At 56.1% G+C, this 19,402-nt stretch carries 16 protein-coding genes; 7 read left to right on the top strand and 9 right to left on the bottom strand.

Going from position 1 to position 19,402, the window contains the following annotated elements; all coding sequences use genetic code 11:
* Positions 1 to 20: 20 nt before the first annotated feature.
* Positions 21 to 1,334 (bottom strand): glutamate/aspartate:proton symporter GltP, encoded by a 1,314-nt coding sequence (gene gltP, locus PUP35_RS01585; RefSeq protein WP_024906735.1) that lies wholly within the window; start codon positions 1,332 to 1,334, stop codon positions 21 to 23.
* Positions 1,335 to 1,757: 423 nt separating this feature from the next.
* On the opposite strand from gltP, the gene acs reads away from it, so the two are divergent.
* The 3 genes from acs to actP all read left to right on the top strand — a co-directional run bounded on the left by acs (position 1,758) and on the right by actP (position 5,759).
* Complete coding sequence (acs, locus tag PUP35_RS01580; protein WP_274241772.1) at positions 1,758 to 3,716, top strand: acetate--CoA ligase; 1,959 nt, start codon at positions 1,758 to 1,760, stop codon at positions 3,714 to 3,716.
* 82 nt (positions 3,717 to 3,798) lie between these two features.
* The gene (locus PUP35_RS01575) at positions 3,799 to 4,113 is read left to right on the top strand and encodes a DUF485 domain-containing protein (protein ID WP_008503396.1); all 315 of its coding nucleotides are present in this window, start codon (positions 3,799 to 3,801) and stop codon (positions 4,111 to 4,113) included.
* The gene (gene actP / locus PUP35_RS01570) at positions 4,110 to 5,759 is read left to right on the top strand and encodes a cation/acetate symporter ActP (protein WP_274241769.1); all 1,650 of its coding nucleotides are present in this window, start codon (positions 4,110 to 4,112) and stop codon (positions 5,757 to 5,759) included. Before PUP35_RS01575 ends, actP begins: the two co-directional genes overlap by 4 nt.
* Before the next feature lie 32 nt (positions 5,760 to 5,791).
* On the opposite strand, the gene PUP35_RS01565 is transcribed toward actP, so the two are convergent.
* Together PUP35_RS01565 and PUP35_RS01560 are read right to left on the bottom strand one after the other, a co-directional pair.
* On the bottom strand, positions 5,792 to 6,481 hold the full coding sequence (locus PUP35_RS01565) for an LrgB family protein (protein ID WP_024906731.1): 690 nt from the start codon (positions 6,479 to 6,481) through the stop codon (positions 5,792 to 5,794).
* Positions 6,474 to 6,884: a CidA/LrgA family protein gene (locus tag PUP35_RS01560; protein WP_021242769.1), complete on the bottom strand. Its 411-nt coding sequence runs from the start codon at positions 6,882 to 6,884 to the stop codon at positions 6,474 to 6,476. The genes PUP35_RS01565 and PUP35_RS01560 overlap by 8 nt, the downstream gene beginning before the upstream one ends.
* A gap of 102 nt (positions 6,885 to 6,986) precedes the next feature.
* Between PUP35_RS01560 and PUP35_RS01555 the strand changes: the two genes are divergently transcribed.
* Positions 6,987 to 7,874, top strand: a complete 888-nt coding sequence (locus PUP35_RS01555) for a LysR family transcriptional regulator (protein ID WP_274241765.1) — start codon at positions 6,987 to 6,989, stop codon at positions 7,872 to 7,874.
* Positions 7,875 to 7,955: 81 nt separating this feature from the next.
* Here the strand turns inward: PUP35_RS01555 and PUP35_RS01550 are convergent, their stop codons facing one another.
* The 4 genes from PUP35_RS01550 to soxR all read right to left on the bottom strand — a co-directional run bounded on the left by PUP35_RS01550 (position 7,956) and on the right by soxR (position 12,814).
* Positions 7,956 to 9,602 carry a Na+/H+ antiporter gene (locus PUP35_RS01550; protein ID WP_008503391.1) on the bottom strand — a complete coding sequence of 549 codons (1,647 nt, stop codon included), beginning with the start codon at positions 9,600 to 9,602 and terminating at the stop codon, positions 7,956 to 7,958.
* A 150-nt stretch (positions 9,603 to 9,752) separates the two neighbouring features.
* Positions 9,753 to 11,102 carry a guanine/hypoxanthine transporter GhxP gene (gene ghxP, locus PUP35_RS01545; protein WP_115876909.1) on the bottom strand — a complete coding sequence of 450 codons (1,350 nt, stop codon included), beginning with the start codon at positions 11,100 to 11,102 and terminating at the stop codon, positions 9,753 to 9,755.
* Positions 11,103 to 11,395: 293 nt separating this feature from the next.
* Entirely contained in the window at positions 11,396 to 12,067 is a 672-nt protein-coding gene (locus PUP35_RS01540) for a glutathione S-transferase family protein (RefSeq protein ID WP_115876910.1), read from the bottom strand.
* A gap of 288 nt (positions 12,068 to 12,355) precedes the next feature.
* Positions 12,356 to 12,814, bottom strand: coding sequence for a redox-sensitive transcriptional activator SoxR (gene soxR / locus PUP35_RS01535; RefSeq protein WP_008503388.1), 459 nt, complete (start codon positions 12,812 to 12,814; stop codon positions 12,356 to 12,358).
* A 98-nt stretch (positions 12,815 to 12,912) separates the two neighbouring features.
* Here soxR and soxS point away from each other — a divergent pair, with 98 nt between their 5' ends.
* Positions 12,913 to 13,239 (top strand): superoxide response transcriptional regulator SoxS, encoded by a 327-nt coding sequence (soxS, locus tag PUP35_RS01530; protein ID WP_008503387.1) that lies wholly within the window; start codon positions 12,913 to 12,915, stop codon positions 13,237 to 13,239.
* A 6-nt stretch (positions 13,240 to 13,245) separates the two neighbouring features.
* Here soxS and PUP35_RS01525 read toward each other — a convergent pair whose 3' ends face one another.
* Positions 13,246 to 14,811, bottom strand: coding sequence for an EAL domain-containing protein (locus PUP35_RS01525; RefSeq protein WP_111964200.1), 1,566 nt, complete (start codon positions 14,809 to 14,811; stop codon positions 13,246 to 13,248).
* 643 nt (positions 14,812 to 15,454) lie between these two features.
* Between PUP35_RS01525 and PUP35_RS01520 the strand changes: the two genes are divergently transcribed.
* Positions 15,455 to 15,736: a YjcB family protein gene (locus tag PUP35_RS01520; RefSeq protein ID WP_008503385.1), complete on the top strand. Its 282-nt coding sequence runs from the start codon at positions 15,455 to 15,457 to the stop codon at positions 15,734 to 15,736.
* Between the two features lie 61 nt (positions 15,737 to 15,797).
* Here the strand turns inward: PUP35_RS01520 and ssb1 are convergent, their stop codons facing one another.
* Positions 15,798 to 16,328, bottom strand: coding sequence for a single-stranded DNA-binding protein SSB1 (gene ssb1, locus PUP35_RS01515; protein ID WP_023310055.1), 531 nt, complete (start codon positions 16,326 to 16,328; stop codon positions 15,798 to 15,800).
* A 250-nt stretch (positions 16,329 to 16,578) separates the two neighbouring features.
* Here ssb1 and uvrA point away from each other — a divergent pair, with 250 nt between their 5' ends.
* Positions 16,579 to 19,401, top strand: coding sequence for an excinuclease ABC subunit UvrA (gene uvrA, locus PUP35_RS01510; RefSeq protein ID WP_274241756.1), 2,823 nt, complete (start codon positions 16,579 to 16,581; stop codon positions 19,399 to 19,401).
* The last annotated feature ends 1 nt before the right edge of the window (position 19,402 follow it).

Genomic DNA, 19,402 nt, shown 5'->3' with positions numbered 1-19,402 from the left:
GAGAGGGAGACAACGTTACATTACTGGTCAGCAGTCTTATCAAAACGACCCAGCACCTCGCGTTCATACGCCAGCGCCTTTTTACGATCGAATTTGTGTTCCCACTTGGCGATAACCAGCACCGCCAGCGCATTACCCACCACGTTCAGCGCCGTACGCGCCATGTCGAGGATACGGTCCACACCGGCGATAAAGGCCAGACCTTCCAGCGGAATGCCGACGCTGCCCAGCGTCGCCAGCAGCACCACGAACGAAACGCCCGGTACGCCTGCGATACCTTTAGACGTCACCATCAGCGTCAGTACCAGGACGATCTCCTGCCACAGCGACAGGTCAATGCCGTACAGCTGGGCAATAAAGATAGCGGCGATACTCTGGTATAGCGTCGAACCATCCAGGTTAAAGGAGTAACCGGTCGGCACCACGAAGCTGGTAATAGAGGCAGGCGCGCCGTAGGCTTCCATCTTCTCAATAATACGCGGCAGCACGCTCTCAGAGCTTGCCGTGGAGTAGGCCAGAATCAGCTCATCTTTCAGGATACGGATCAGGATCCAGATGCTCAGCCCGCACAGACGCGCCACGATGCCCAGCACCACCAGTGCGAAGAACAGGATGGCGAAGTGCACCAGGATCACCAGCTTCGCCAGCGGCCACAGGGAGGCAAAACCGAAGTTCGCCACGGTGACGGCGATAAGCGCAAACACCCCTACCGGCGCGTAACGCATCACCATGTGGGTCACTTTAAACATGGTCTCGGAAATAGAGCGGAACACGGTCACCAGCGGTTCACGGTGCGTCGCGGGCAGAGAAGAGAGCCCCAGACCAAACAGTACCGAGAAGAAGATGATCGGCAGCATTTCGCCCTTCGCCATCGACGCCACGATGTTGGTCGGCACCAGCGACAGGATTGTGCCCATCAGGCCATGCGCATGGCTCTGCACGTCAGCGGTCGTACTTTGGTATTTCGAAATATCCACCGTTGCCAGCTGCGACATATCGATCCCGGAACCCGGCTGGAACACGTTCGCCAAAGTGATACCAAGAATGATCGCAACCGTAGTGATCACTTCGAAATAGATAATGGTTTTTGCACCAATACGACCTAACTGCTTCGCATCGCCGACGCCCGCAATACCGACCACCAGCGTCGAGATCACAATCGGAACCACAATCATCTTGATCAGATGAATGAAGATATCCCCTGCCGGTGAGAGCAGGTTCGCAATCAGCCATTCGCGGCTGTCGCTGTGATAGTGAAGGTAACTGCCCAGCAAGATGCCCAGCACAAGGGCGATTAAGATCTGCCAGGCCAGGCTGACTTTAACGTTTTTCATAGAAACTGACTTCCTCAATGAAGCGCCTTATTCACTCAAACTGCATGAATATGGAGACATACTGAAAGGGTATGAATTGTGTTGCGTTGGTTTATGGGATTTTTTAACGCGGCGTATGAGTATCATTTGCGCGACCTGTTGCGCAAGCCTTAAAGAACGACGCGTTTCACTCACAAAAGCGACGATGACGGCAGTTTGTTCTAATTCTGATAAATAACCTTTTGTTATAAAAACGCTTTTTTAAACATAAATGTGAATAATCGTCAGCATAAATTATTTTCCTTCAAAGATTCATTCGCTCAATTTTCATACTCTTCAAACAATGCGTGATCTGCAGCCCAAATAATAAACAAAGCTTGTAAAGCCCCTACAATTAACGTTTTTGCGACATATTATTAACATCTTACAAGGAGAAAAAAAGCCATGAGCCAAATACACAAACATGACATTCCCGCAAATATTGCGGACCGTTGCCTGATCACCCCGGAGCAGTACCACGAGAAATATCAGCAATCTATCACCGCCCCGGACACCTTCTGGGGTGAGCAGGGTCATATCCTTGACTGGATCAAACCTTATCAGAAGGTGAAGAACACCTCCTTTGCGCCCGGCAATGTCTCCATTAAATGGTTTGAAGATGGCACCCTGAACCTGGCGGCGAACTGCCTTGATCGTCACCTTGCCGAGCACGGAAACGAGACGGCGATTATCTGGGAAGGCGATGATGCCTCCCAGAGCAAACACATTACCTATAAAGAACTGCACCGCGACGTGTGCCGCTTCGCCAACGTCCTGCTGGAAAAAGGCATTAAAAAAGGCGATGTGGTCGCTATCTATATGCCGATGGTGCCGGAAGCGGCGGTAGCCATGCTGGCCTGCGCGCGTATTGGTGCGATCCACTCCGTTATTTTTGGCGGTTTCTCACCAGAAGCGGTTGCGGGCCGTATTGTCGATTCCAGTTCAAAACTGGTGATCACCGCCGATGAAGGCGTGCGCGCCGGACGCGGAATCCCCCTGAAGAAAAACGTCGACGAAGCGCTGAAAAACCCGAACGTCAAAACGGTCAGCAACGTTATCGTCCTTAAGCGTACCGGCGGCAAAATCGACTGGAACGAGGGGCGTGACCTGTGGTGGAGCGACCTGATTGAAAAGGCGAGCGACCAGCATCAGCCGGAAGAGATGAACGCAGAAGATCCGCTCTTCATTCTTTACACCTCCGGCTCGACCGGTAAGCCGAAAGGCGTGCTGCACACCACCGGCGGCTATCTGGTCTACGCGGCCACCACCTTCAAATACGTCTTTGATTACCATCCGGGCGACATCTACTGGTGTACAGCCGACGTGGGCTGGGTTACCGGACACAGCTACCTGCTGTACGGCCCGCTGGCCTGTGGCGCAACGACGCTGATGTTTGAGGGCGTACCGAACTGGCCGACTCCGGCGCGGATGTGTCAGGTGGTCGACAAGCATCAGGTCAATATTCTCTACACCGCGCCAACGGCGATCCGCGCATTAATGGCGGAAGGCGATAAAGCCATCGAAGGCACTGACCGCTCTTCATTGCGCATCCTCGGTTCCGTGGGTGAGCCCATCAACCCGGAAGCCTGGGAGTGGTACTGGAAGAAAATCGGCAACGAGAAATGCCCGGTCATGGACACCTGGTGGCAGACCGAAACCGGCGGCTTTATGATCACCCCAATGCCGGGCGCCACGCAGCTGAAAGCAGGCTCGGCAACCCGTCCGTTCTTCGGCGTGCAGCCTGCGCTGGTGGATAACGAAGGTAACCCGCAGGAAGGCGCCACCGAAGGCAATCTGGTGATCACGGACTCGTGGCCGGGTCAGGCGCGTACCCTGTTTGGCGATCACGATCGCTTCGAGCAGACCTACTTCTCGACCTTTAAAAACATGTACTTCAGCGGCGACGGCGCGCGCCGTGATGAAGATGGATATTACTGGATTACCGGACGCGTGGACGACGTGCTGAACGTCTCCGGCCACCGTCTGGGCACAGCTGAGATTGAATCGGCGCTGGTGTCGCATCCGAAGATTGCCGAAGCGGCTGTTGTGGGCATTCCGCACAACATTAAAGGCCAGGCGATTTACGCGTACGTCACCCTGAACCACGGGGAAGAGCCGTCGCCAGAGCTGTATACCGAAGTGCGCAACTGGGTGCGTAAAGAGATTGGCCCGCTGGCCACGCCGGACGTGTTGCACTGGACCGACTCTCTGCCGAAAACCCGCTCCGGCAAAATTATGCGTCGTATCTTGCGCAAAATCGCGGCAGGGGACACCAGCAACCTCGGTGATACCTCAACGCTCGCGGATCCTGGCGTGGTGGAAAAACTGCTCGAAGAGAAGCAGACCATCGCAATGCCTTCCTAGTGATTTCTCCCTCTCCCCTCACCCTCTCCCCATAGGGGAGAGGGGATAAAAACAAACCAACCTTACCTTTGGAGACTCTGTGATGAATGACCATATTTGTCAGCAGATAGAGAATAGTGCGCACTACAGGGAGCTCGTCGATAAGCGGCAACGGTTTGCCTTCACCCTTTCCATCATCATGCTGATTATCTATGTCGGCTTTATTCTGCTGATTGCCTTTGCGCCGCACTGGCTGGGCACCCCGTTACACGAGGGCACCAGCGTGACGCGCGGTATCCCCATTGGCATTGGCGTCATCGTGATTTCATTTGTGCTGACCGGCGTCTACGTCTGGCGCGCGAACGGTGAATTCGATCGTCTTAATAAAGCGGTACTGCAAGAGGTAAAAGCATCATGAAGCGAGTCCTGACGGCGCTAGCCGCCACACTTCCCTTTGCCGCCCACGCGGCGGATGCCATTACCGGCGAGGTACAGCGCCAGCCAACCAACTGGCAGGCGATTGTGATGTTCCTGATTTTCGTGGTGCTGACGCTGTACATCACCTACTGGGCGTCGAAACGCGTGCGCTCCCGTAACGATTACTACACCGCAGGCGGCAATATTACCGGCTTCCAGAACGGGCTGGCGATTGCGGGTGACTTTATGTCCGCCGCCTCGTTCCTCGGGATCTCCGCGCTGGTGTACACCTCCGGCTATGATGGCCTGATCTACTCCCTCGGCTTCCTCGTCGGCTGGCCGATCATTCTGTTCCTGATTGCCGAGCGCCTGCGAAACCTGGGCCGCTATACCTTCGCCGACGTGGCCTCGTATCGCCTGAAGCAGGGGCCGATTCGTACCCTCTCCGCCTGCGGCTCGCTGGTGGTAGTGGCGCTGTACCTGATTGCGCAGATGGTCGGCGCGGGTAAATTGATCGAACTGCTGTTCGGCCTGAACTACCACATCGCGGTAGTGCTGGTGGGCGTGCTGATGGTGATGTACGTGCTGTTCGGCGGCATGCTGGCGACCACCTGGGTGCAGATCATCAAAGCCGTTCTGCTGCTGTTCGGCGCCAGCTTTATGGCCTTTATGGTGATGAAGCACGTCGGGTTCAGCTTCAATAACCTGTTCACCGAAGCGATGGCGGTCCACCCGAAAGGGGAAGCCATTATGAGCCCGGGCGGGCTTGTGAAAGACCCGATATCCGCACTCTCGCTTGGTCTCGGCCTGATGTTCGGTACCGCGGGTCTGCCGCATATACTGATGCGCTTCTTCACCGTGAGCGATGCGCGTGAAGCGCGCAAGAGCGTCTTCTACGCTACCGGCTTCATGGGCTACTTCTATATTCTGACCTTCATCATCGGCTTTGGCGCGATCATGCTGGTGGGGGCGAACCCGGCGTTTAAAGACGCGGCGGGCGCGCTGATTGGCGGTAACAACATGGCGGCGGTGCATCTGGCGGACGCTGTGGGCGGTAACCTGTTCCTCGGCTTTATCTCCGCCGTGGCCTTCGCCACCATTCTTGCGGTGGTTGCGGGTTTAACGCTGGCCGGGGCGTCGGCGGTTTCGCATGACCTCTACGCCAACGTCTTCCGCAAAGGCGCAAGCGAGCGCGATGAGCTGAAGGTCTCGAAAATCACCGTGCTGGTGCTGGGCGTCGTGGCGATTCTGTTAGGCATTCTGTTCGAGAAGCAGAACATCGCCTTTATGGTGGGGCTGGCCTTCTCGATTGCGGCCAGCTGTAACTTCCCGATCATCCTGCTCTCCATGTACTGGTCGAAACTGACCACCCGTGGGGCGATGATTGGCGGCTGGCTGGGACTGCTGACGGCGGTGATCCTGATGATTCTGGGACCAACCATTTGGGTGCAGATCCTCGGTCACGCAAGCGCCATCTTCCCGTATGAATACCCGGCGCTGTTCTCTATTGCCGTGGCGTTTATCGGTATCTGGGTCTTCTCGGCCACCGACAATTCGCCGGAGGGTAACCTGGAGCGTGAGAAATTCCGCGCCCAGTTTATCCGTTCACAAACCGGTCTCGGCGTTGAGCAGGGCCGCGCGCACTAAGCCTTTCTCCCCGGTCATTCTGGCCGGGGAGCTTAAAACATCACCCACGCCACCAGCGGCGCAACCAGCACCATTACCACGCCCGACAGCATCATGACCAGGCTCGCGACAACGCCCTCCTGCTGGCCCAGCTCATAGGAACGTGCCGTGCCCGCGCCGTGCGACGCCGCGCCAAACCCCGCGCCTTTGGCCATCCCTTCCCGAATAGAAAGCCGCAGAAACAGCATATCGCCCACCGCCATCCCAAAGACGCCCGTCACCACCACAAACAGCGCCACCAGGTCCGGCTGTCCGCCGAGGGGTTTAGCCGCCGCCAGCGCGAACGGCGTGGTCACCGAGCGCACGGCCAGGCTGCGCTGAATTTCGTCGGGCAGCGTAAACAGCCGCGCCAGCCAGACGGAGCTACAGACCGCGACCACCGTGGCGGTAATCACGCCTGCGCTGAGCGACATCCAGTGGCGTTTGATAATCGCCAGGTTGTCGTAAACGGGCACGGCAAAGGCGATGGTCGCCGGGCCGAGCAGCCACAGCAGCCAGTGGGATTCACCAATATAGTTTTGCCAGGAGATATGGCCGAAGACCAGCATCAGCACCAGCAGGATCGGCGTGAAGACCAGCGGCATCAGCGGCAGGGCATGAAAACGGCGATACAGCCGCTTGTTGGCAAAGTAGATCCCGAGCGTCGCAATCAGGCACAGGACGCTTATCTGAAAGTTAGTCATGTTTGTGCCTGCTGATTTCAAACCGGTAGACTTTATCCACAACCCAGGCGGTCGCCCCCAGCACCATCAGCGTACTCAGCGCGATGACCGCAAAGATTCGCCAGCCGTCCACCATCAGCAGCTGCGCATAGTTCACCACCGCCACCACGGCAGGGACAAAGAACAGCAGCATCTCCGCCAGCAGCCAGCGCGCCCCGGCGCGCACCCAGTTGAGGGGGATTACGCGACAGAGGATGAGCGTCAACATCAGCAGCATCCCCACCAGGTTGGCAGGCAGCGGCAGATGGAGCCAGCCGACAAGATATTCGGCGAAAACAAACAGTCCCGCGTAGAGCAGTACCTGAACCGGGACCTGGAGTCGTTGTACAACGGCAGGCGTAACACGGCTTAACGCCACGGCCATGGGGGTTTTCCTCAAAAATGAGACGAGGCGCCAGTATAGTGAGCGCACGGTGTGGACTGAAATGAATTAAAATCATCACAGGTATAGTTTCGAGGAATAATCATGGACATAAGAACGCTGCGCTATTTTGTCGAAGTGGTTCGCCAGCAAAGTTTTACTCGCGCAGCGGAGAAGTTGTTTGTTACCCAGCCCACCATCAGCAAGATGCTGAAAAACCTCGAAGATGAACTGAACTGTACCCTGCTGATCCGCGACGGGCGCAAGCTGCTGCTGACCGACACCGGACGCGTGGTGTTCGAGCGCGGGCTGGCGATTCTGGCGGAGTTCCGCCAGCTGAAAGCAGAGCTGGACGATATTAATCATCTGACCAAAGGGGTGCTTCGCCTCGGCATTCCACCGATGGTGGGGATGATGATGGCCGGGCCGATTAGCCTGTTTCGCCAGCGCTATCCCGGCGTAGAGCTGAAGATTTCGGAGTTTGGTGGGTTAACCGTCCAGCAGGCCGTCACTAACGGCGAGCTCGACGTGGCCATGACTGCCCTCCCCGTTGAGGAAGAGAGCGGCCTGGCGACGCTTCCGCTCTTTAGCCACCCGCTGTGCGTGCTGGTGCCCCGCTCCGGCGACTGGCTAAAGAGGGAGTCGGTGAAGCCTGAACTGCTCGGCGAGCACCCTCTGCTGATCTACAACGAAGACTTCGCCCTCAGCCGCCAGCTTATGACGCTGTTTAACCAGCATAACGTCAAGCCACGCATTGCGGTACGCAGCGGACAGTGGGATTTCCTGGCGGCGATGGTGCAGGCCGGCGTGGGGATTGCCATTCTGCCGCAGCCGATTTGCGAGCGTCTGGATAAAAACACGCTGCGCTGGATCCCACTGGAGAGCGATCTGCACTGGCAACTGGGCATGATCTGGCGTGAAGGGGTCTATTTGTCGCAGAGCGCGCAGGCGTGGCTGCAGTGTTGTGAGGGGTTTTGGGTGCGGTCTGAATAGTGCCGGGTGGCGGCTTCGCCTTACCCGGCCTACGGTTCTAACGTAGGCCCGGTAAGCGCAGCGCCACCGGGCAAAAGCGCGCTACTGATTCTCTATCAACAGCGCTTCCAGCAGGTCCAGATCGTGCAGCAGCTTTTGCAGCGTCTCGTTGCTGATCTGGCGCGTGGCGCGCAGGTGGTACAGTTCGGCACGCTCTGAGCGCAGCGCTGCCAGACGGAACCGGCGTTCCAGGTTCTCCTCCTGCAGCGAGCTTTCCACATCGTTACGCCCGTCCGCGCGGCGGCGAAGGTTACCAATTACGCGGGAACTCACTTCCGTCAGCAGCTGATTATCGATGTTCTCTTCCGCATCCGCGGCCAGACGCTCTTCCATTTTCTGGATGGCGACAATCGCCACTTCGGCGGTGGCCGCACGCGCAATGCGCTCTTCCTTGTGCTGCTGGGTCGAATCGCCAACATCAATATGCTGCAGCAGGATCGGCAGCATAATCACGCCGACAAACAGTGAGAAGAGAATCACGCCCGCCGCCAGGAAGACCAGCTCGTAGCGTGCCGGGAAGACATCGCCTGTCGGCAGCAGCAGCGGAATGGAGAGCACACCGGCAAGGGTGATCGCCCCGCGTACGCCCGCAAAAGAGGCAATCAGCAGTTCACGCGTTGTCCACGAGCCGAACTCCATCGGTTTTTTCTTCAGGAAGCGGACGCTGAAGTTTTTCATCGTCCACAGCCAGCCGAAACGAACCAGCATCAGCGCCAGGTAGATCAGCACGATGTCGGTAAACAGCATCCAGACCTCAACGTTCGGGTCGGCCTCCGCCGCCACCAGCGAGGACTCCATAATGCCAGGCAGCTGCAGGCCCAGGAGCAGGAACACCATGCCGTTAAAGACAAACTCCAGCATGGCCCAGGTGCTGTTTGCACGCAGGCGCATGGCCAGCGGCGCGCGGCGCATTACGCCGGAACGGGTAATGGTCATCCCTGCCGCAACCGCTGCCAGAATGCCCGACACGCCGATATGTTCGGCAATCAGATAAGAGGCAAACGGCAGCAGGAACAGCAGTACGATCTGCGTAGCGGGTTCATCGCCGCCCCAGCGGCTGAGGAAGCGCAGCGAGCGGCCGTACAGCCAGCTCACCACGAAGCCTGCGAGAATACCGCCAATCGCCACCTTGAAGAATTCCAGCGTTGCGCCGCCGACGGTAAAGACCATCGTACCCATCGCTACGGCCACGGCAAACTTCAGGGCGACCAGGCCGGAGGCGTCGTTCATCAGCGCCTCACCCTGTAAAATCCCCATGATTTTCTTCGGAATACGGCCTTCACCCACAATGCCGGACAGCGCCACGGCATCGGTTGGCGACAGCACGGCGGCCAGCGCAAAAGCCGGTATTAACGGAATGCCCGGCACCGTCCAGTAGATCAGGAAACCAATCCCGACGACGGTGACCACCACCAGCGCAAGCGCCAGGCCGAAGATCTCTCGCCCGTGCTCAAGGAATTCGCGCGTGGGCGTTTTCCAGCCATCGGCAAACAGCAGTGGCGGAATAAACAGCACGAGGAACAGTTCGGGGTCAAATTCCACGTGCAGGCCAAACGTCGGCCACGCCAGCAGCGCGCCGATGGCAATTTGCATTAATGGCAGGGGGACCTGAAAGGGCAGTACGCGTGTAACCACCCCGGATAGCGAGACCACAAGGGTCATGATGAGTATTGTGAAGAAGATTTCCATGCGTTCCCTGTTTGCTGTGTTGCTTATGTACTCCGGAAGGCGTCGTGCCTTTTATTCTATCTTCCCCAGAGTAACGCAAAAGGCAACAGGATGAGTCCTGAAAATAAAAACGGGCGGCCTGAGCCACCCGTTTTCGCATCAAAGGACAACTTAGATTGCCCAGCCGCCCGCGTAGAACGCCACCAGCGCAACGGCGATAACAACGGTGCCAACGTTCAGCTTGCGCCATTCACCGGAGACCAGACGACCGATCACCAGCGACGCGAAGCCGATCATAATGCCGGTCACGATGTTACAGGTCAGTACGATGAAGACCGCAGTAATCAGGCCAGACATCGCGTCCACAAAATCCGCAAAGTCGATTTTCGCCACGTTGCTCAGCATCAGCAGGCCAACGTACATCAGCGCTGGCGCGGTCGCGTACGCCGGAACCAGGTACGAGAGTGGAGAGAGAAACAGGATCAGCATGAACAGCACGCCGACGGTGATCGCCGTCAGGCCGGTTTTACCGCCTGCCGCCGTACCCGCCGCGGACTCGATGTATACCGCCGCAGGCGCCGCACCCACCAGACCAGAGAAGACGCTGCTCAGGGAGTCAGTGGTCAGCGCTTTGCCGCCGTCAATAATCTGACCGTCTTTATCCAGCAGGTTCGCCTGACCGGCCACCGCACGAATAGTACCGGTCGCGTCAAACACGGCGGTCATCACCAGCGCCAGCACGCTTGGGAGGATCACCGGGTTCAGCGCGCCAACGATATCCAGGCTGCCAATCAGGGAGTTGCCTTTGTCATCGCTCAGCGACGGCATGGCGAAAATGCCGGAGAAGTGGACGTTCGGATCGAAAATCAGGCCCACAATCGACACGCCGATAATGGTCAGCAGGATGCCGCCCGGGACTTTCAGTTTTTCCAGACCGATAATCACCGCCAGGCCGATCAGCGACATGATCACCGGGAAGCTGGCGAAATGGCCGAGCGCCACCGGCAGGCCGTCCAGCGGGTTCTTGATGACCAGACCGACGCCGTTGGCGGCGATCAGCAGCAGGAACAGGCCGATGCCGATGCCGGTACCGTGCGCCACGCCCTGCGGCAGGTTGCGCAAGATCCAGCTACGGATGCCGGTCGCTGAAATAATGGTAAACAGCACACCCATCAGGAACACGGCGCCCAGCGCAACCGGTACGCTGATGTGCTGACCCAGCACCAGGCTGAACGCGGTAAACGCGGTCAGGGAGATGGCGCAACCAATCGCCAGCGGCAGGTTCGCCCACAGGCCCATCACGATAGAGCCCACGCCGGCCACAAGGCAGGTCGCTACAAAGACAGCCGCTGGCGGGAAGCCCGCTTTGCCCAGCATGCCCGGCACAACGATGACGGAATAAACCATCGCCAGAAACGTTGTCAAACCAGCAACGATTTCCTGACGCACGGTGCTGCCGCGGGCCGAAATTTTAAACATGGCGTCAAGTGAACCGCCAGTACGCGCAGATGGCGTAGACATAGAAAACATCCCCTGAGAGTTTTTTAGGAAGTCCGTAAGCGAGGTGGAGACGCCACTGCCAGCTAAACGTCAAATCCTTGTGTTGCGTTTGCGACGAAAGGGCGTCACAAAAAAAGCAAACGTTTAGCTCCGCGCTTACAAACGGGTGGTCAAATTAAGGCAAACGATTATCCAGCCTAATCCCCGCCCTTTTCAACTGAACTTTATCGTTTTTCGCTAAAATTCACTTATGACGCTGAAGAAATAAACAGAGGATGCGCAAACGTTATCGTCAATGCGCAATTTGTTTACATTTAATCCTCACCCGGGATGGATAACGGCCCCCCTTGCTCCAGAGTTCTTTGCCAGCCAGGGCTGTTCTCAACCTTACTTTTCCATGCCTGAATATGCGGCAGGTTGTTAATACCGCCGCGCGCCAGCAGGGCAAAAATCGGAAAGCTCATCTGGATGTCGGCCATGCTGAGCGTATCCCCGGCAAACCAGCTGTTTTTAGCCAGATGTGATTCAATAAAGCGCGCATGGGTTTCCAGCTGGCGGTTGAGGTACGCTTTCTGCACCCCCTGCCCCAGCGCTTTCCCCAGGGTTCGGATACCAAACGGCACCGGCGGTTTTCCGAGGCTGCTGAAGACCAGCTTCATTAACAACAGCGGCATCAGCGATCCTTCCGCGTAGTGCAGCCAGAAGCGGTACTGCACCTTATGCGCCGGATCTAAAGGCTTAAGCCGCGACTCGGGATCGTAAGTTTCCTGCAGGTACTCCAGAATGGCGCCAGACTCCGCAAGGATCAGCCCGTTATCTTCGATAACCGGTGATTTACCCAACGGATGTACCTTTTTGAGAGCCTCCGGCGCCAGCATGTTTTTTTGGCGCTGATAGTGAACGATCTCATAAGGCAGGCCGAGTTCTTCCAGCGCCCAGATCGCGCGGTGCGAGCGCGACTGGTTAAGGTGGTGTACCGTGAGCATGGCTTTCTCCTGTTATTCATACTTTTTAACTATAGAAAATTGAACAACACCGCGAAAAAAATTCGGCTAAAAACCGGTCAGCGACGCTGGCGAAAAAACGGGTCTTGCATAGAATTAAAGTGTCAGCACAATCCGGAACCTCCCCAACCAGCTCGACACTGAGGGGTGCTGACGTCGGGGGAAACCCTCCTGTGAACCAGCGGGATAGAGTGAAAGACAAAGACCGGGAAAAACTAAAGCGCCCTTATGTGGCGCTTTAGTTCTTTATGTGCTTTTTGCCGCGCAATCTCAATCCTCTTCCAGCAGCCGCGCCCCCGTCCCCTGCTCGCCCAGTTTGTCGCCGGGGTTACGCAGCGGGCAGTCGCTGCGCGACAGGCAGCCGCAGCCGATGCAGCCATCCAGCTCGTCACGCAGAGCGACCAGCGTGTGAATACGCCTGTCCAGCTCTTCACGCCACTGGGACGACAGCTCTTTCCACTCTTTCGGACTCAGCGTGTGCCCTTCCGGCAGTACCCCAAAGGCCTCACCGATCGTGGCCAGGGGAATTCCGATTCGTTGCGCAATTTTGATTATCGCCACGTAGCGGAGCACGTCGCGAGTATAGCGACGCTGGTTACCCCCGTTACGGATGCTCTTGATTAACCCTTTGCTTTCATAGAAGTGGAGCGCCGATACCGCAACGCCGCTTCGCTTCGCCACTTCACCGGGAGTTAAAAGCGCTTTAATTCGCGGCAATCTCTTTTCCATAAAACCTCTTTACCTCAAGTTAACTTGAGGAATTATACTCCCCCGCAGAGAAAACGACGAATTAACCGAGATAGTTGTATCTACAGAGGGGCAACCTTATGTCGCATCAGCAGATTATTCAGACGCTTATTGAATGGATTGATGACCATATCGACCAACCGTTGAACATTGATGTGGTCGCGAAAAAGTCGGGCTATTCGAAATGGTATTTACAGAGAATGTTCCGCACGGTCATGCATCAGACGCTGGGTGAGTACATTCGCCAGCGCAGACTTCTGCTGGCAGCGCAGGCGCTACGCTCAACGCAGCGGCCCATTTTTGATATCGCGATGGACCTTGGCTATGTGTCGCAACAAACCTTTTCCCGCGTGTTTCGCCGCGAGTTTGACCGTACGCCGAGCGACTATCGCCACCAGTTGAATTAATCACTCTCAGTGCAAAGGCTGCTGCTGCCAGGTCATAAATTCCTGGGGCGGCATCGCTTTCGCGAAGTGCCATCCCTGACAAAACTGGACGCCGCGCTTCAACAGCCAGCTCACCTGCTCTGCCGTCTCTACCCCTTCCGCAATGGTTTTCAGGCGCAGGCTCTGCGCCATCTCGATAATATGCTCGGCGATCAGGTGGCTGGTACTGTTGGTCGTTAAGGTATCGATAAACGATTTATCGATCTTCAGGATATCCACGTTCAGCGAGTAGAGGTTGTGCAGGTTCGAGTAGCCGGTACCGAAGTCATCGATCGCGACTTCATAACCCGCCTGACGAAAAGCCTGAATCACCGGCGTGGTTTTTGGCACATCGATAAAACCACGTTCCGTCACTTCAATTTTGATTTGCTGCGCGCGGACGGCGTAGTGGCGAGCCTTGTCGGAAATCATGGCGATCAGCCGCGAGGAGTGGAAATCCGTGGCCGACAGGTTAATCGAAATATAGAGATGCGGATGCTCCGCCAGGAAATGGCCCAGATCGTTGAACACCTCCTCAACGACATAGTCCGTAATCCGCTCGCTCATTCCCTCATTTTCCGCCAGCGGAATAAACTCAGCCGGGCTCATCACCTGCCCGTTAAAACCCGGCCAGCGTAACAACGCTTCCGCACCCACACACTGGTTGTTCTTGATATCAATAATCGGCTGATAGTGGACGCAAAGCTGTCGCTTGTTCAGCGCCCGGTGCAGTAAGCGCCCCGGTGAATTAAGCTCACGATGGGTACGGGACCATACCAGCAAAATAATAATGCTGCAGATCATGCCCAGCGGTAGCGTCAACGTCGCCTGGTGATAAAGCGTTTCATAAAAGCGTTTATTCGATGTCGACACAATGGCCGCAATAGGTCTTTTGGGAGACGTTACGATCGTATAAAAGCGGTTATCTTTTTGAAATACCGATTCCTTATCTCGAATCATCGAATTTAATAAAGAAACATTGGCTTTCTGGCTAACCGAAAAGAAAGCATTGGTTACCGTGTCGTACACACCCCACGAGAGAGAATGATCCGCGGACATGACTTCGCTGTATGAAAGCGGATTGACGACCACCACATAATTTCCGCGCTGCATATATGTCATTTTATAGCCAGTATAAAATGGGGTATCGCGATAATAATAGATAGCGACGTCAGGTTTACGCGTGTAATTAGCGACAGGAATGGCGTAGGGATGGTCCGGTGTAAAAACGGTCGAACAAAGAAAATTCTGACCTTCAGCGTAAATTAAATCGGCGACAAACAGGCGGCCACGAACAACGTTCAGCATATATTGACGGTGTCCCGGCGTGCAAAGCTCACCCTGATATTTTTCAGCCTCGTCCCGGGCCAGCTCAACCTGTTGAATAACAAGCTCTGTTTTGTCTAAAGCCAGTTCAGCAAATGTGCGTAGCTGTGCGCTTGTTTCAGACACGGCGCGTAGCTGGGCAAACCATAGGGCAAGCATCACCGGCAGCATAACTACCATGATGATCCCTACCACCCTGAGCATTTTGCGCCGCGCGCTACGATTCATTTCCCGCCCTATATCCCTGCATGTTGTACGCCTGTAGTAATGAAGGCCGGATGCTTTGTTAAACAGGTGATTACGTTGCATGAATCATGCAAAGTTAGCAACTGACTTTTAGTATTAAAAATCTTAAATTTCGTTATGACGATAATATTTTCCCGTAAGTTAAACTGTAAGTATTCGTTCCGTTTCAATTAAGGGAAATAATTATCCAGCCCGCCGGGGCCGACGGAAAGATAACACAACAGACGATCGTTGATTAAGCCAAACGTCTGACAGCATGAAAAAAGTACAACATCGTCATGACGTTTTATGCTATTTGCTCCGGGTACTGTGTTTGTTGATTTATAAATAATCAGTCTTCACCACACTATTTTCAGTAATGGCGGAGAATAACGCCCCAGTTATAAAACCGAATTTGCGGTATCCCCACTTGCCCGACGGGCGTTTCCGGCGCGTTGTGGGTTCACCTCCTCATGCGCCGAGGCTGGTCCTGCCTACAGAATCGCTTTTCCTGGGGAATAAAATCCTCTTTTTTGATCGCACAGGCACTGGCGAATAAATCATCAATTGTGATATAGTTCACACATATTTTGTAACGAGAAACACTGTTTCATTCAGTTCGTCTGATTTGTAGAGGATGGGTTTTATGGCAACCATTACTACCAGCATGGTTCTCCTGCGCTGGCCTTTGTTGAGTGCGGTACTGATGTTTTTAGCCAGCACGCTGAACATTCAGTTTCGTAAATCTGACTATGCGGGTCTTGCTGTCATCAGCACCCTGCTGGGGCTAGGTGCGGCCTGCTGGTTTGCAACGGGTCTGCTTGGTATCACCCTGTTGGATATCGCTGCCGTCTGGGAAAACATTAAAGTGGTGATGGTTGAGGCGATGAGCCACACGCCGCCAGACTGGCCGATGGTGATTACCTGATCCCTTACGGAATAAAAAAACCCAGACGATGGTCTGGGTTTTTTGTTTTAGCACGCGGAAATCAGAACGGAATGTCGTCGTCGAAATCCATTGGCGGTTCGTTAGACGGCGCCGGAGCAGACTGCTGCTGCGGACGAGACTGTGCGCCGCCGCTGAACTGGTTGCCACCCTGCGGCTGCTGAGGCTGACCCCAACCGCCCTGCTGCTGGCTCTGACCGCCACCTGCAGGTGCGCCACCGCCCTGACGGCCACCCAGCATCTGCATGGTGCCGCCCACGTTGACCACTACTTCAGTCGTGTACTTCTCAGCACCGGACTGATCGGTCCATTTGCGGGTACGCAGCTGGCCTTCGATATAGACCTGAGAACCTTTACGCAGATATTCTCCGGCCACTTCGGCCAGTTTGCCAAACAGCACAACGCGGTGCCACTCGGTCTGCTCTTTCATCTCACCGGTCGCTTTATCACGCCAGGATTCGGAAGTAGCCAGCGTAATGTTGGCAACTGCGCCACCACTCGGCATGTAGCGTACTTCCGGGTCCTGGCCCAGATTACCGACGAGAATCACCTTGTTTACGCCTCTGCTGGCCATGTTCGTGTCTCCTGAATACGTTTCTTAATAGTGTAAACGCGCGAGTGTACCATTTCCATGCTGCACTTTGATAGTTGCGTAGCACGTTCCAGAGTTCTCCCGCAACTCAACATTGTTACACAGCGAATCAGAAAATGCATTCCAATACTGTATATTCAAACAGGTCAAATTGTGTCATAATTAGCCGTTTCTGACAGCCGTTTGTCCTTCAAACAAACCAGGCAATCCGTGTTCCAACCGGGAAAGGTGAATGGATAAGATCGAAGTTCGGGGCGCCCGCACCCACAATCTCAAGAATATCAACCTCATAATCCCTCGCGACAAACTCATTGTCGTGACCGGGCTTTCGGGGTCTGGCAAATCCTCACTGGCTTTCGACACTCTGTATGCCGAAGGACAGCGTCGTTACGTTGAATCGCTCTCGGCGTACGCTCGTCAGTTCCTGTCACTGATGGAAAAACCGGATGTCGACCATATTGAAGGGTTGTCACCTGCTATCTCTATTGAGCAGAAGTCCACGTCGCATAACCCGCGCTCAACGGTCGGTACCATTACCGAAATTCATGACTACCTGCGTCTGCTGTATGCCCGCGTGGGCGAGCCGCGCTGCCCGGACCACGACGTCCCGCTGGCGGCGCAAACCGTGAGCCAGATGGTCGATAACGTGCTGTCGCAGCCGGAAGGCAAACGCCTGATGCTCCTTGCGCCAATCATCAAAGAGCGTAAGGGCGAACACACCAAAACGCTGGAAAACCTGGCAAGCCAGGGCTATATCCGCGCCCGTATCGACGGCGAAGTGTGTGACCTGTCCGATCCACCCAAGCTGGAGCTGCAGAAGAAGCATACCATCGAAGTGGTGATTGACCGCTTTAAGGTGCGCGACGATCTCGCCACGCGTCTGGCGGAATCCTTTGAAACGGCGCTGGAACTCTCTGGCGGCACGGCCGTGGTCTCCGACATGGACGATCCGAAAGCGGAAGAGCTGCTCTTCTCCGCCAACTTTGCCTGCCCGATTTGCGGCTACAGCATGCGCGAGCTGGAACCGCGCCTGTTCTCGTTCAACAACCCGGCGGGCGCGTGCCCGACGTGTGACGGCCTGGGCGTGCAGCAGTATTTCGATCCGGATCGCGTGATCCAGAACCCGGAGCTGTCGCTGGCGGGCGGGGCCATTCGCGGCTGGGACAAGCGTAACTTCTACTACTTCCAGATGCTGAAATCGCTGGCAGAACACTACAAGTTTGACGTTGAAGCGCCGTGGGCCAGCCTGAGCCCGAACGTGCACAAAGTGATCCTGTTCGGTTCCGGTAAAGAGAACATCGAGTTCAAATACATGAACGATCGCGGCGATACCTCCGTGCGTCGCCACCCGTTCGAAGGGGTGCTGCACAACATGGAGCGCCGCTACAAAGAGACCGAATCCAGCGCGGTGCGCGAGGAGCTGGCGAAGTTCATCAGCAACCGCTCCTGTGCCACCTGTGAAGGAACGCGCCTGCGCCGCGAAGCGCGCCACGTATTTGTGGAAAACACGGCGCTGCCGACCATCTCAGACATGAGCATCGGCCACGCGATGGACTTCTTCAATAACCTGAAGCTCTCCGGCCAGCGCGCGAAAATTGCCGAAAAAGTGCTGAAAGAGATTGGCGATCGCCTGAAATTCCTGGTGAACGTCGGCCTGAACTACCTGACGTTATCCCGCTCGGCAGAAACGCTCTCCGGCGGTGAAGCCCAGCGTATTCGTCTGGCGAGCCAGATTGGCGCGGGTCTGGTAGGCGTGATGTACGTACTGGATGAGCCGTCCATCGGCTTGCACCAGCGCGACAACGAGCGTCTGCTCGGCACGTTGGTCCACCTGCGCAACCTCGGCAACACGGTAATCGTGGTCGAGCACGATGAAGATGCGATCCGCGCGGCTGATCACGTGATCGATATTGGTCCGGGCGCAGGCGTACACGGCGGGCAGGTGGTTGCAGAAGGGACGCTGAAGGACATCATGGCGGTGCCCGAATCGCTGACCGGCCAGTACATGAGCGGCAAGCGTAAGATTGAGGTGCCAAAACAGCGCATAGCGGCAGATCCTGAAAAAGTGCTGAAGCTGACCGGCGCGCGCGGCAACAATCTGAAAGACGTCACCCTGACGCTGCCTGTTGGACTGTTTACCTGTATCACCGGCGTATCCGGTTCCGGTAAATCGACGCTAATCAACGATACGCTGTTCCCGATTGCGCAGACGGCGCTGAACGGCGCGACGCTGGCCGAGCCGGCGCCGTACCGTGACATCCAGGGGCTGGAGCATTTCGATAAAGTTATCGACATTGACCAGAGCCCGATTGGCCGTACCCCGCGCTCTAACCCGGCAACCTATACCGGCGTCTTCACGCCCGTACGTGAACTGTTTGCCGGTGTGCCGGAAGCACGCTCCCGCGGCTATACGCCAGGACGTTTCAGCTTTAACGTACGCGGTGGCCGCTGCGAAGCGTGCCAGGGCGACGGTGTGATCAAGGTTGAGATGCACTTCCTGCCGGATATCTACGTGCCGTGCGACCAGTGCAAAGGCAAGCGCTATAACCGAGAAACGCTGGAGATTAAGTACAAAGGCAAGACCATCCACGAAGTGCTGGACATGACCATCGAAGAGGCGCGCGAATTCTTTGATGCCGTTCCTGCGCTGGCGCGTAAGCTGCAGACGCTGATGGACGTGGGCCTGACCTACATTCGTCTGGGGCAGTCGGCAACTACGCTGTCCGGCGGCGAAGCGCAGCGCGTGAAGCTGGCGCGCGAGCTGTCAAAACGCGGCACCGGTCAGACGCTCTACATTCTGGACGAGCCGACCACCGGCCTGCACTTTGCCGATATCCAGCAGCTGCTCGACGTGCTGCATCAGCTGCGCGATCAGGGCAACACTATCGTGGTCATCGAACATAACCTGGACGTGATTAAAACCGCGGACTGGATTGTCGATCTCGGCCCGGAAGGCGGCAGCGGCGGCGGTGAAATCCTCGTCTCAGGTACGCCAGAGACGGTTGCAGAGTGCGAAGCCTCGCACACCGCGCGCTTCCTTAAACCGTTGCTGTAAT

The sequence above is a fragment of the Enterobacter sp. S-33 genome (assembly GCF_028735835.1).
GTDB classification, from domain to species: domain Bacteria; phylum Pseudomonadota; class Gammaproteobacteria; order Enterobacterales; family Enterobacteriaceae; genus Enterobacter; species Enterobacter vonholyi.
This window is presented reverse-complemented; position numbering and strand designations above follow the sequence as displayed.

Excerpts from the sequence above, each read along its gene's own strand:
- gltP (WP_024906735.1), bottom strand. The coding sequence starts at position 1,334 with ATGAAAAACGTTAAAGTCAGCCTGGCCTGGCAGATCTTAATCGCCCTT.
- acs (WP_274241772.1), top strand. The coding sequence starts at position 1,758 with ATGAGCCAAATACACAAACATGACATTCCCGCAAATATTGCGGACCGT.
- PUP35_RS01575 (WP_008503396.1), top strand. The coding sequence starts at position 3,799 with ATGAATGACCATATTTGTCAGCAGATAGAGAATAGTGCGCACTACAGG.
- actP (WP_274241769.1), top strand. The coding sequence starts at position 4,110 with ATGAAGCGAGTCCTGACGGCGCTAGCCGCCACACTTCCCTTTGCCGCC.
- PUP35_RS01565 (WP_024906731.1), bottom strand. The coding sequence starts at position 6,481 with ATGACTAACTTTCAGATAAGCGTCCTGTGCCTGATTGCGACGCTCGGG.
- PUP35_RS01560 (WP_021242769.1), bottom strand. The coding sequence starts at position 6,884 with ATGGCCGTGGCGTTAAGCCGTGTTACGCCTGCCGTTGTACAACGACTC.
- PUP35_RS01555 (WP_274241765.1), top strand. The coding sequence starts at position 6,987 with ATGGACATAAGAACGCTGCGCTATTTTGTCGAAGTGGTTCGCCAGCAA.
- PUP35_RS01550 (WP_008503391.1), bottom strand. The coding sequence starts at position 9,602 with ATGGAAATCTTCTTCACAATACTCATCATGACCCTTGTGGTCTCGCTA.
- ghxP (WP_115876909.1), bottom strand. The coding sequence starts at position 11,102 with ATGTCTACGCCATCTGCGCGTACTGGCGGTTCACTTGACGCCATGTTT.
- PUP35_RS01540 (WP_115876910.1), bottom strand. The coding sequence starts at position 12,067 with ATGCTCACGGTACACCACCTTAACCAGTCGCGCTCGCACCGCGCGATC.
- soxR (WP_008503388.1), bottom strand. The coding sequence starts at position 12,814 with ATGGAAAAGAGATTGCCGCGAATTAAAGCGCTTTTAACTCCCGGTGAA.
- soxS (WP_008503387.1), top strand. The coding sequence starts at position 12,913 with ATGTCGCATCAGCAGATTATTCAGACGCTTATTGAATGGATTGATGAC.
- PUP35_RS01525 (WP_111964200.1), bottom strand. The coding sequence starts at position 14,811 with ATGAATCGTAGCGCGCGGCGCAAAATGCTCAGGGTGGTAGGGATCATC.
- PUP35_RS01520 (WP_008503385.1), top strand. The coding sequence starts at position 15,455 with ATGGCAACCATTACTACCAGCATGGTTCTCCTGCGCTGGCCTTTGTTG.
- ssb1 (WP_023310055.1), bottom strand. The coding sequence starts at position 16,328 with ATGGCCAGCAGAGGCGTAAACAAGGTGATTCTCGTCGGTAATCTGGGC.
- uvrA (WP_274241756.1), top strand. The coding sequence starts at position 16,579 with ATGGATAAGATCGAAGTTCGGGGCGCCCGCACCCACAATCTCAAGAAT.